Raw genomic sequence first — 11,321 nt, forward strand, 5'->3', positions numbered from 1 at the left:
AGCTCACTCCGTGAGGTCCGGCCGGGGGGTGGGGTGCCCGGGATTGTCCGGTGCTCGGCGTTGGTGCCGGGCCCTCTGGGGGATGCCGCCCCCAGGCCCCCGCTTTCGGCCTGAACGGCCTCGTCCTCAATCGCCGGACGGGCTGGAAGCACCTGGCCCGCGGCCAGCCTCAGCGGCATCCCGCTCCGCCGGACCGCGGTCCCACCCGGCCTCGGCTCAAGCCGGCCGCAGATGCACGATGTCCCCGGCCCCGACGGGCTCCTGCACGCCCGCCTCCGTCGCCAGCACCAACCGCCCGTCGCCGTCCACCGCGACGGCCTCCCCCACGATCGCGCGGTCCCCGGGCAACTCCGCCCGCACCACCCGCCCGAGCGTCGCGCACCCGGCCGCATATGCCTCGTGCAACCCGCACTCCCCCGGGTCGCCTCCGGCGGCACGCCATTTGCCGTACCAGTCCTCCAGCGAGCGCAGCACCCCCCGCAGCAGCGTGTCCCGGTCCGTGCTCACCGCCCCCGCCAGGCGCAGTGACCCCGCCGTCGGCACCGGCAGCTCGTCGTCCTTCAGCGAGACGTTGATGCCGACGCCGATGACGACTCCGCCGTCGCCGGCCCGCTCGGCCAGGATGCCGCCGGCCTTGCGCTCGTCCTCCCCCACCGTGACCAGGAGATCGTTCGGCCACTTCAGGGCCGTGTCCACGCCCGCCGCCCGGGACAGTCCCGTCGCCACGGCCACCCCGGTGAGCAGCGGCAGCCAGCCCCACCGCGCCACCGGCACCTCGCCCGGCGTGAGCAGGACGGAGAAGAAGAGACCGGACCTGGGAGGCGCCGTCCACTGCCGGTCCAGGCGCCCGCGCCCGGCCGACTGCTCCTCGGCGATCAGCACCGCGCCCTCGGTTGCCTCCCCCTTCTCCGCCCGGGCCACCAGATCGGAGTTCGTGGAGCCGGTGCGCTGCACCACGTCCACCTCCGACCACAGCTCTCCCGGCCGCACCAGACCCCGGCGCAGGGCGGTGACGTTGAGGGGCGGACGGTCCAGGTCGGACCAACGGCTTCCGTTCGGCTCTGATGCATCTCGCGGCGTCATGCAAGCCACCCTAGGTGTGGTAAACGCCGCACTGCCGATGTGGAGGCACCCCACTAGTCTACGGATGAGTAACCGTCCCCCCTTTTGAGCAGGCAGGGAGCCGCATCCCGATGTCCGAGCCGGAAGAGCAGCAGCAGCCCGACATTCACACGACCGCGGGCAAGCTCGCGGATCTGAAGCGACGCATCGAGGAAGCGACACACGCCGGCTCCGCACGTGCCGTCGAAAAGCAGCACGCCAAGGGCAAGCTGACGGCCCGTGAGCGGATCGAGCTCCTGCTCGACGAGGGCTCCTTCGTCGAGCTCGACGAGTTCGCCCGGCACCGCTCCACGAACTTCGGCCTCGACAAGAACCGCCCGTACGGCGACGGCGTCGTCACCGGGTACGGAACCGTCGACGGCCGCCCGGTCGCCGTGTTCTCGCAGGACTTCACCGTCTTCGGCGGTGCCCTCGGCGAGGTCTACGGTCAGAAGATCGTCAAGGTCATGGACTTCGCCCTGAAGACCGGCTGCCCGGTCATCGGGATCAACGACTCCGGCGGGGCGAGGATCCAGGAGGGCGTCGCCTCGCTCGGCGCCTACGGCGAGATCTTCCGCCGCAACACCCACGCCTCCGGCGTCATCCCGCAGATCAGCCTGGTCGTCGGGCCGTGCGCGGGCGGCGCGGTCTACTCCCCGGCCATCACCGACTTCACGGTCATGGTCGACCAGACCTCGCACATGTTCATCACCGGCCCCGACGTCATCAAGACCGTCACCGGCGAGGACGTCGGCTTCGAGGAACTGGGCGGCGCCCGGACCCACAACGCGACCTCCGGCGTGGCCCACCACATGGCGGGCGACGAGAAGGACGCCATCGAGTACATCAAGCAGCTGCTGTCCTACCTGCCGTCCAACAACCTCTCCGAGGCACCGGTCTTCCCCGAGGAGGCCGACCTGGAGGTCAGCGACGAGGACCGCGAGCTGGACGTGATCGTCCCGGACAGCGCGAACCAGCCGTACGACATGCATGCGGTGATCGAGCACGTCCTGGACGACGCCGAGTTCTTCGAGACGCAGCCGCTGTACGCGCCGAACATCGTCACCGGCTTCGGCCGGGTCGAGGGCCACCCGGTCGGCATCATCGCCAACCAGCCGACGCAACTCGCCGGCTGTCTGGACATCAAGGCCAGCGAGAAGGCCGCCCGCTTCGTGCGGACCTGCGACGCCTTCAACGTCCCGGTGATCACGTTCGTCGACGTCCCCGGCTTCCTGCCCGGCGTCGGCCAGGAGCACGACGGCATCATCCGCCGCGGCGCCAAGCTGATCTACGCCTACGCCGAGGCGACCGTGCCGCTCATCACGATCATCACGCGCAAGGCCTTCGGCGGCGCCTACGACGTCATGGGCTCCAAGCACCTGGGCGCGGACCTCAACCTCGCCTGGCCCACCGCCCAGATCGCCGTCATGGGCGCCCAGGGCGCGGTCAACATCCTGCACCGCCGCACGATCGCGGAGGCAGAGGCGAACGGCGAGGACCTGGAGGCGGTCCGGGCCCGGCTGATCCAGGAGTACGAGGACGCCCTCCTCAACCCCTACGTCGCGGCCGAGCGCGGTTACATCGACGCCGTGATCATGCCGTCCGAGACCCGCCGGCACGTCGTGCGGGGTCTGCGTCAACTGCGCACGAAGCGGGAATCCCTGCCTCCGAAGAAGCACGGCAACATCCCCCTCTAGTCCGCAGCGAGCCCAGGAGGCCCACATGACGATCAAGGTCGTACGGGGCAACCCGACCCCGGAGGAGCTGGCCGCCGCCCTGGCGGTGGTCAGGGCGCGCGCCGCGGCGGCGGCAGCCGCCCCGCCCGGCGCGCCCGCGTCCCGCGATTCCTGGTCCGACCCGTCCCGCATCGCGGCCCACCGCCTGCCCCAGCCGGGGCCGTCGGCGTGGGGCCGCACCTACTGGCCGGGCTAGAGCTCCCGTCCCGAGGGGCGCGGAGGTACCCGCGCACGGTGGAACGACGCGGGGCGCCGATTTGAGTACCGCTACTCAGGCGCCCCGCCCTGCCAGGCCGCACGCTGGTGACATGCTGTGGTCCGACCCCGAGAACGAACCGCCCGAAGAGATGCGTGACATGCAGGACATGCTGCGGCGGCTGAGCGTTCTCCTGGCCCTGGCCATGGTGCTGGGGATGATCGTGATCGGCGTGAGGTGAGACGCGCCGGGTGACGCCGATACGCTGAACGCATGACAGATCAGCCGCGCCGCCGACTCGTCCTCGCCTCCCAGTCCCCCGCCCGGCTCGGCCTGCTCCGCCAGGCCGGCCTCGCCCCCGAGGTGATCGTGAGCGGCGTCGACGAGGGCGCCGTCACCGCTCCCACCCCCGCCGAGCTGGCGCTGGCCCTGGCCGAGGCGAAGGCCTCCGTCGTGGCGGCCCGGCCGGAGGTCAAGGGCGCGCTCGTGATCGGCTGCGACTCGGTGCTCGACCTGGACGGCCAGGCCCTCGGCAAGCCCGCCGACGCCGAGGAGGCCACCGCCCGCTGGAAGTCGATGCGCGGCCGGGCCGGCACCCTGCAGACCGGCCACTGCGTCTACGACACGCTGAGCGGCCGGTACGTCTCCGCCACCGCGTCCACGGTCGTCCACTTCGGCGACCCCACCGACGAGGAGATCGCCGCGTACGTCGCCTCGGGCGAACCCCTCTACGTGGCCGGGGCGTTCACCCTGGACGGCCGCTCGGCTCCGTTCATCGACGGCATCGACGGCGACCACGGCAACGTCATCGGCCTCAGCCTGCCGCTCCTGCGGCGGTTGCTGGCCGACCTGGGGGTCGGCATCACCCAGTTGTGGGCGCCGGCGGAGAGCTGACCGGGGAGCCGTCGCCGCTCTTCCCGCCCCCGGGCGGGGCGTCGGCGGGCTTTGCCGGACGGTCGTACGTCATCAGCAGCAGCACGATCAGGGCGAGGACCAGCACCATGAACAGGAACGCGGTCCAGCCGACGAGTCCCCAGGTGACCGCGCCCAGCAGCCCGTGCACGACCGCCGCGCTGATCAGCAGCACGCGCCCGAGGCCCGCCGGGGGCCGGTCCCGCAGCGCCACCAGCAGGGCGACCAGGCCGCACAGGGCGTAGTAGAGGCCGAAGGCGATCCCGCCGATCTTCGACGACACCGACATCATGTGCGGGTCCAGCCCGGCCAGCGACATGTCCTGCCGGTCGACGACCATCCCCAGGAACCAGTTCAGCGCCGCGACGCCGAACGCCTCCGCGAACAGCACCACCGCCACGACCCACGCCACCGGCCTGCGTATCACCGGGCCCACCCTCTTCCCTCTAGGACACCGCGAACGCTACTAACGGGTAAACCGGGGGACAAGGGTCCGGTGGCGGGCAAAGAATCATTGGGCCATTCGTAGGGACTCGACAAAGAAACCGAGTGGCCCGCAGCACGTGATGACAGAGACCTTGACCACAGGAGACGGCTAGGGTTTCCCGCAGGAGTACTGCGTACCGCGGTGCGACAAGGGATTTCGCGGGTCGAGCGAGCCACGTATCACGCTCCGTGTGGGCAAGCTCACCACTGGGGACGGGTCGAAGTGTCGTGTCGGCTGTCCCTAAACTCGGCTTGTTTCAAGGAGGGAGCCTCAATCGTGCGCAAGGTGCTCATCGCCAACCGTGGCGAAATCGCTGTCCGCGTGGCCCGGGCCTGCCGGGATGCCGGTATCGCGAGCGTGGCCGTCTACGCCGACCCGGACCGGGACGCTCTGCATGTCCGCGCCGCGGATGAGGCGTTCGCCCTGGGCGGTGACACGCCAGGCACCAGCTACCTCGACATCGAGAAGGTGCTGGGCGCCGCCCGCGAGTCGGGCGCGGACGCGATCCACCCCGGCTACGGCTTCCTCTCGGAGAACGCCGAGTTCGCTCAGGCGGTCCTGGACGCGGGCCTGATCTGGATCGGCCCGCCGCCGCAGGCCATCCGCGACCTCGGTGACAAGGTCGCCGCCCGGCACATCGCGCAGCGCGCGGGTGCCCCGCTGGTGGCCGGCACGCCCGACCCGGTGTCCGGTGCCGACGAGGTCGTCGCGTTCGCCGAGCAGCACGGTCTGCCGATCGCGATCAAGGCCGCGTTCGGTGGTGGCGGTCGCGGTCTGAAGGTCGCCCGCACCCTCGAAGAGGTGCCGGAACTGTACGACTCGGCGGTCCGTGAGGCCGTCGCCGCGTTCGGCCGGGGCGAGTGCTTCGTCGAGCGGTACCTGGACAAGCCGCGGCACGTGGAGACGCAGTGCCTGGCCGACCAGCACGGCAACGTGGTCGTCGTCTCCACCCGTGACTGCTCCCTGCAGCGCCGTCACCAGAAGCTGGTGGAGGAGGCCCCGGCCCCCTTCCTGTCCGACGCGCAGATGGAGGAGCTGTACTCCGCCTCCAAGGCGATCCTCAAGGAGGCCGGCTACGTCGGCGCCGGCACGGTCGAGTTCCTCGTCGGCCTCGACGGCACGATCTCCTTCCTGGAGGTCAACACGCGTCTCCAGGTGGAGCACCCGGTCACCGAGGAGGTCGCCGGCATCGACCTCGTGCGCGAGATGTTCCGCATCGCCGACGGCGAGGAGCTCGGCTACGGCGACCCGGAGCTGCGCGGCCACTCCTTCGAGTTCCGCATCAACGGCGAGGACCCGGGCCGCAACTTCCTCCCGGCCCCCGGCACGGTCACGACGTTCGCCCCGCCGTCCGGCCCGGGTGTCCGTCTGGACGCGGGTGTGGAGTCCGGTTCGGTCATCGGCCCTGCGTGGGACTCCCTGCTGGCCAAGCTGATCGTCACCGGCCGGACGCGCAAGGAGGCGCTGCAGCGGGCCGCCCGCGCGCTGGAGGAGTTCCAGGTCGAGGGCATGGCGACGGCGATCCCCTTCCACCGTGCGGTGGTGAAGGACCCGGCGTTCGCGCCGGAGCTCACGGACTCGTCCGACCCGTTCACGGTCCACACCCGCTGGATCGAGACGGAGTTCGTCAACGAGATCAAGCCGTTCACGGCGCCGGCCGATGCGGACACGGACGAGGAGCCGGGGCGCGAGACGGTCGTCGTCGAGGTCGGCGGCAAGCGCCTCGAGGTCTCCCTGCCGTCGTCGCTGGGCATGTCGCTGGCCCGTACGGGTCTCGCGGCGGGCGCCAAGCCGAAGCGCCGCGCGGCGAAGAAGTCGGGCCCGGTGGCGTCCGGCGACACCCTCGCCTCCCCGATGCAGGGCACGATCGTCAAGGTCGCCGTCGAGGAGGGCCAGGAGGTCAAGGAGGGCGACCTGGTCGTCGTCCTGGAGGCCATGAAGATGGAGCAGCCGCTGAACGCGCACCGGTCGGGCACGATCAAGGGCCTGAGCGCGGAGATCGGCGCGTCGGTGACGTCGGGTGCGGCGATCTGCGAGATCAAGGACTGACACCCACACACTTGGCGCGGCACCTACCCCGGTGGGGTGGGGCCGCGCCTCGGTGTTTCCGGTCTACCTCTCGGGGGCGGGTCGGGGCGCAGAGGTGGGGGCTCGGCCTATCTCTCAGGGATGGGTCGAGGCCACGCCGGGTGGGTGAACGAGCGCCTACGGCGAGGGCCTGGGTCGGGGCCGCGCCGGGGGGTGTCCGTCCTCGGAACGTCGCGATGGGCTTGCACACCGACTGACTGTCCGTTGACGCGACAACCGCTGCGGGCGGACACCCCCCGACACGGCCCCTTCCGTCCGACGGCGGGTGCGGGCGCGTCGTGGCTCGCGCCGCAGGCGCGGCGGGAGGCCGCTCTCTCGGCCCCCTAGCTGCGGGCAATCGTGCCGCTAAGGGCGGCACGGGTGGGCGCAGCGGCACCCCGCTTCGCCGGGTTGCGGGCCCACCCCGCCCCAGCGACAGCGCCGGGTACGGGAAAGCAAACCGCAGCTCAGCCCACCCTGGGCGTCAACGCCTCCGCAGATCCGCCACCCTCGCCCGCTCCGCCCCGGGCCCCTGCTCACCCAGCATCGAGGCAGAAGCAGACCTCAACTGCCCCCCACCCCCGGGCACCTGCCGTCGAGGCCCCGGCACCGGCACATCCCGGCGCTGCTGACGCGCCGGGACGGCATCACCCCCTGGGCCCCCGGCACCCGACCCGGCCGAACCCCCCTGCCCACCGGCCACGGCGATCTGCACGCCCTGGTCGGCCAGCGCCTGGAGTTCGGTGGCCGCACGGTCGTCATGGGCGGGCGGTTCGTCCGTGACGAGGCGCGTGATGAGATCCGTCGGCACGGTCTGGAACATGGTGTCGGTGCCGAGCTTGGTGTGGTCGGCGAGGACCACGACCTCCGCGGCCGCCTGCACCAACGCCCGGTCGACGGACGCCGACAGCATGTTGGACGTGGACAGCCCGCGCTCGGCGGTCAGACCCGCCCCGGACAGGAACGCCCGCGACACCCGCAGCCCGTGCAGGGACTGCTCGGCCCCGCTCCCGACCAGCGCGTAGTTCGAACCGCGGAGCGTACCGCCGGTCATCACGACCTCGACCCGGTTGGCATGGGCCAGCGCCTGGGCGACGAGGAGGGAGTTGGTGACGACCGTGAGCCCGGGCACCCGGGCGAGCCGGCGGGCCAGCTCCTGGGTCGTCGTACCCGCCCCGACCACGATCGCCTCCCCCTCTTCCACGAAGTTCGCGGCGAGGTCGGCGATGGCGGTCTTCTCGGCGGTCGCGAGATGAGACTTCTGCGGAAAGCCGGACTCCCGCGTGAAACCGCCCGGCAGTACCGCACCGCCGTGCCGGCGGTCGAGGAGTCCTTCTGCCTCCAGCGCGCGCACGTCCCGCCGTACGGTCACTTCGGAGGTCTGGACGACGCGGGCGAGCTCACGGAGCGACACGGCCCCGTTCGCTCGCACCATTTCGAGGATCAATTGGCGACGTTCTGCAGCGAACACGAAACTGACAGTAACGCCAGCGACCGTCTGCTTTCAGCAGTTTGCGCTGAATAGCAGAAGATGTTCGCAACAAGCAGCGGGAAGTGGTATAGGGCCTAGTCCCGCCGCCTATGCCGTACGAATGGTCGAACACTCCCCGTGACCAGGGAGGAGTCCGTTTCGGCCTCAGCCCTCGCCGTTCTCCTTGCGCGTGTGCAGCTGCCGGGCCACCTCGGCGATCGAGCCCGACAGGGAGGGATAGACGGTGAAGGCGTTCGCGATCTGCTCGACGGTCAGATTGTTGTCGACCGCGATCGAGATGGGGTGGATCAGTTCCGATGCGCGCGGCGACACGACGACACCGCCGACCACGATGCCCGTGCCCGGCCGGCAGAAGATCTTGACGAAGCCGTCGCGGATGCCCTGCATCTTCGCGCGCGGGTTGCGCAGCAGCGGCAGCTTCACGACGCGCGCGTCGATCTTCCCGGCGTCGACGTCGGCCTGGGTGTAGCCGACGGTGGCGATCTCCGGGTCGGTGAAGACGTTCGAGGAGACCGTCTTCAGGTTCAGCGGGGCCACCGCGTCGCCCAGGAAGTGGTACATGGCGATTCGGCCCTGCATGGCGGCCACGGACGCGAGGGCGAACACGCCGGTCACGTCACCGGCCGCGTACACGCCGGGAGCGGTCGTACGGGACACCCGGTCGGTCCAGATGTGGCCGGACTCGCGCAGCCGGACGCCGGCGTCCTCCAGCCCCATGCCCGCGCTGTTGGGGACGGCACCGACGGCCATGAGGCAGTGGGACCCGGTGATGACCCGCCCGTCGGCGAGGGTCACCTCGACCCGGTCCCCCACCCGCTTGGCGGACTGCGCGCGGGAACGGCCCATGACGTTCATGCCGCGCCTGCGGAAGACGTCCTCCAGCACGGCCGCCGCGTCCGGGTCCTCGCCGGGCAGCACGCGGTCGCGCGACGACACGAGCGTCACCCGGGAGCCGAGTGCCTGGTAGGCGCCGGCGAACTCGGCGCCGGTCACACCCGACCCGACCACGATCAGTTCCTCGGGCAGTTCGTCGAGGTCGTAGACCTGGGTCCAGTTGAGGATCCGCTCACCGTCGGGCTGGGCGTCGGGCAGCTCCCGGGGGTGCCCGCCGGTGGCGATGAGCACCGCGTCGGCCGTGAGGGTCTCCTCGCTGCCGTCGGCGGCGCGCACCACGACCTTGCGCGACCCGTCGAGCGCCTGCATGCCCTCCAGCCGGCCGCGCCCGCGCATGACACGCGCCCCGGCACGCGTCACGGAGGCCGTGATGTCGTGCGACTGGGCGAGCGCGAGCCGCTTCACACGCCGGTTGACCTTGCCCAGGTCGACGCCCACCACCCGGGCGGCCTGCTCCATGGGAGGGGTGTCGTCGGCGACGATGATGCCCAGCTCCTCGTACGAGGAGTCGAAGGTGGTCATCACCTCGGCCGTGGCGATCAGGGTCTTCGACGGTACGCAGTCGGTGAGCACCGACGCCCCGCCCAGACCGTCGCAGTCGACGACGGTCACCTCCGCGCCGAGTTGGGCGGCCACCAGCGCCGCTTCGTATCCGCCGGGTCCGCCACCGATGATCACGATCCGAGTCACGTACTCCATTGTCCCGCACGCAACAACGTGACACCGCCCGGGGGCCCGCCCACGCGCCTGTCGTTACACGAGTGACGCCGGACCACCTGCCGTACCCTTCCCCCATGTCGCTCTACGCCGCGTACGCCGGCAACCTCGACGCGCGGCTGATGTCCCGCCGCGCCCCGCACTCGCCGCTGCGCGCCATCGGCTGGCTGAACGGATGGCGACTGACCTTCGGCGGCGAGCACATGGGCTGGGAGGGCGCGCTGCCGACGATCGTCGAGGACCCCCTCTCCCAGGTCTTCGTCTCGCTCTACGACATCGCCCCGATGGACGAGGAGTCACTGGACCGCTGGGAGGGCGTGGGCCTCGACATCTACCGCCGTACGCGCGTACGGGTCCACACCCTCGACGGTGAGGACACCGCCTGGGCCTTCGCCCTGAACGCCTACGAGGGCGGCCTGCCCTCCGCCCGCTACCTGGGCGAGATCGCCGACGCCGCCGAGTCGGCCGGCGCCCCGCACGACTACGTGATGGAGCTCCGCAAGCGCCCCTGCTGAGGGGCCGCCCGGGCGAGGCCTCGTCGGAAACGACAAGACAACGATCGCCACCCCGTGAGCTCCGACATCTACGCGCGTAGGCAAAGAGCGGCTACCCTCGTCGGCGTGAACGCATCTCTTCTTCCGGACGACATCCAGGGCGACCCCCACGCGGCCGCCGACGCCGCCGCGGCCCGCCTGCGCGAACTGACGGGCGCCGAGACCCACGACGTCGCCCTCGTGATGGGCTCCGGCTGGGCCCCGGCGGTGGACGCCCTGGGCGCCCCCGAGGCCGAGTTCCAGGTCACCGAGCTCCCCGGTTTCCCGCCTCCGGCGGTCGAGGGCCACGGGGGCAAGATCCGCTCGTACCGGATCGGCAACAAGCGCGCCCTGGTCTTCCTGGGCCGTACGCACTACTACGAGGGCCGCGGGGTGGCCGCGGTCGCCCACGGTGTCCGCACCGCGGTCTCGGCCGGCTGCAAGACGGTCGTCCTCACCAACGGCTGCGGCGGCCTGCGCGAGGGCATGCGCCCCGGCCAGCCGGTCCTCATCAGCGACCACATCAACCTCACCGCCACCTCCCCCATCGTCGGCGCGAACTTCGTGGACCTCACCGACCTGTACTCCCCGCGTCTGCGGGCCCTGTGCAAGGAGGTCGACGCCACGCTGGAGGAGGGCGTCTACGCCCAGTTCCCCGGCCCGCACTACGAGACTCCGGCCGAGATCCGCATGGCCCGGGTCATCGGCGCGGACCTGGTGGGCATGTCCACGGTCCTGGAGGCGATCGCCGCACGTGAGGCGGGCGCGGAGGTCCTCGGCATCTCCCTCGTCACCAACCTGGCGGCGGGCATGACGGGCGAGCCCCTGAACCACGAGGAGGTCCTCCAGGCGGGCCGCGACTCCGCGACGCGCATGGGCTCCCTGCTCGCGCAGGTCCTCGGCCGCCTCTGAGAGAGGATTCGGCAGGTCGTCCGGCGGCTGCGGGCCCGGAGGGGCTGGTCGCGCAGTTCCCCGCGCCCCTAGCGGGTCGCAGTGGCCCACACCGGAAAGCCGCCGCGACCGCCCGCACAGCCATGGGGACGCTCCCGCACCCGCGTACGGCGAGAAGGGGACGTGTCGGGGGGTGTCCGCCCGCAGCGGTTGGCGCGTCAACGGGGGGTTAGTCGGTACCCGACCCCATCGCGCCGTTCCGAGGACGGACACCCCCCGGCGCGGCCCCGACCCA

10 protein-coding genes and 1 pseudogene are annotated in these 11,321 nt (G+C 71.5%); 7 read left to right on the forward strand and 4 right to left on the reverse strand.

Features of this window, described 5'->3' with window-relative positions; all coding sequences use genetic code 11:
- Nucleotides 1–216: 216 nt before the first annotated feature.
- Entirely contained in the window at nt 217–1,083 is an 867-nt protein-coding gene (locus tag ADK65_RS35230; RefSeq protein WP_053675480.1) for a biotin--[acetyl-CoA-carboxylase] ligase, read from the reverse strand.
- A gap of 110 nt (nt 1,084–1,193) precedes the next feature.
- Between ADK65_RS35230 and ADK65_RS35235 the strand changes: the two genes are divergently transcribed.
- The 4 genes from ADK65_RS35235 (at nt 1,194) to ADK65_RS35245 (ending at nt 3,927) form a co-directional block, all read left to right on the forward strand.
- On the forward strand, nt 1,194–2,798 hold the full coding sequence (locus ADK65_RS35235; protein ID WP_053675481.1) for an acyl-CoA carboxylase subunit beta: 1,605 nt from the start codon (nt 1,194–1,196) through the stop codon (nt 2,796–2,798).
- Between the two features lie 25 nt (nt 2,799–2,823).
- Nucleotides 2,824–3,033, forward strand: coding sequence for an acyl-CoA carboxylase epsilon subunit (locus ADK65_RS35240; RefSeq protein WP_053675483.1), 210 nt, complete (start codon nt 2,824–2,826; stop codon nt 3,031–3,033).
- Nucleotides 3,034–3,145: 112 nt separating this feature from the next.
- Nucleotides 3,146–3,274, forward strand: coding sequence for a morphogenic membrane protein MmpB (mmpB, locus tag ADK65_RS39700; protein WP_107092457.1), 129 nt, complete (start codon nt 3,146–3,148; stop codon nt 3,272–3,274).
- A gap of 32 nt (nt 3,275–3,306) precedes the next feature.
- A complete protein-coding gene (locus ADK65_RS35245) occupies nt 3,307–3,927 on the forward strand; it encodes a nucleoside triphosphate pyrophosphatase (protein ID WP_053675485.1) in 621 nt (206 codons plus the stop codon).
- Here ADK65_RS35245 and ADK65_RS35250 read toward each other — a convergent pair.
- On the reverse strand, nt 3,896–4,372 hold the full coding sequence (locus ADK65_RS35250; protein WP_053675610.1) for a hypothetical protein: 477 nt from the start codon (nt 4,370–4,372) through the stop codon (nt 3,896–3,898). The two genes, ADK65_RS35245 and ADK65_RS35250, sit on opposite strands and share 32 nt — an antisense overlap.
- Before the next feature lie 336 nt (nt 4,373–4,708).
- Here ADK65_RS35250 and ADK65_RS35255 point away from each other — a divergent pair, with 336 nt between their 5' ends.
- On the forward strand, nt 4,709–6,481 hold the full coding sequence (locus ADK65_RS35255; RefSeq protein WP_053675487.1) for an acetyl/propionyl/methylcrotonyl-CoA carboxylase subunit alpha: 1,773 nt from the start codon (nt 4,709–4,711) through the stop codon (nt 6,479–6,481).
- 502 nt (nt 6,482–6,983) lie between these two features.
- Here the strand turns inward: ADK65_RS35255 and ADK65_RS35260 are convergent.
- Together ADK65_RS35260 and ADK65_RS35265 are read right to left on the reverse strand one after the other, a co-directional pair.
- Complete coding sequence (locus tag ADK65_RS35260) at nt 6,984–7,970, reverse strand: DeoR/GlpR family DNA-binding transcription regulator (protein ID WP_078956303.1); 987 nt, start codon at nt 7,968–7,970, stop codon at nt 6,984–6,986.
- Nucleotides 7,971–8,135: 165 nt separating this feature from the next.
- Nucleotides 8,136–9,593, reverse strand: a pseudogene (locus ADK65_RS35265) (NAD(P)H-quinone dehydrogenase); the annotation flags it as partial.
- An 86-nt stretch (nt 9,594–9,679) separates the two neighbouring features.
- Here ADK65_RS35265 and ADK65_RS35270 point away from each other — a divergent pair.
- Nucleotides 9,680–10,117: a gamma-glutamylcyclotransferase gene (locus tag ADK65_RS35270; protein WP_053675493.1), complete on the forward strand. Its 438-nt coding sequence runs from the start codon at nt 9,680–9,682 to the stop codon at nt 10,115–10,117.
- Nucleotides 10,118–10,222: 105 nt separating this feature from the next.
- Nucleotides 10,223–11,047 (forward strand): purine-nucleoside phosphorylase, encoded by an 825-nt coding sequence (locus ADK65_RS35275; protein WP_053675495.1) that lies wholly within the window; start codon nt 10,223–10,225, stop codon nt 11,045–11,047.
- Nucleotides 11,048–11,321 lie beyond the last annotated feature (274 nt).

It is taken from the genome of Streptomyces sp. NRRL B-1140 (assembly GCF_001280065.1).
Taxonomy (GTDB): Bacteria; Actinomycetota; Actinomycetes; order Streptomycetales; family Streptomycetaceae; genus Streptomyces.

Bases quoted from the DNA above. Each gene is read 5' to 3' on its own strand.
- ADK65_RS35235 (WP_053675481.1), top strand. From the start codon at position 1,194: ATGTCCGAGCCGGAAGAGCAGCAGCAGCCCGACATTCACACGACCGCG.
- ADK65_RS35270 (WP_053675493.1), top strand. From the start codon at position 9,680: ATGTCGCTCTACGCCGCGTACGCCGGCAACCTCGACGCGCGGCTGATG.
- ADK65_RS35245 (WP_053675485.1), top strand. From the start codon at position 3,307: ATGACAGATCAGCCGCGCCGCCGACTCGTCCTCGCCTCCCAGTCCCCC.
- ADK65_RS35230 (WP_053675480.1), bottom strand. From the start codon at position 1,083: ATGACGCCGCGAGATGCATCAGAGCCGAACGGAAGCCGTTGGTCCGAC.
- ADK65_RS35240 (WP_053675483.1), top strand. From the start codon at position 2,824: ATGACGATCAAGGTCGTACGGGGCAACCCGACCCCGGAGGAGCTGGCC.
- mmpB (WP_107092457.1), top strand. From the start codon at position 3,146: ATGCTGTGGTCCGACCCCGAGAACGAACCGCCCGAAGAGATGCGTGAC.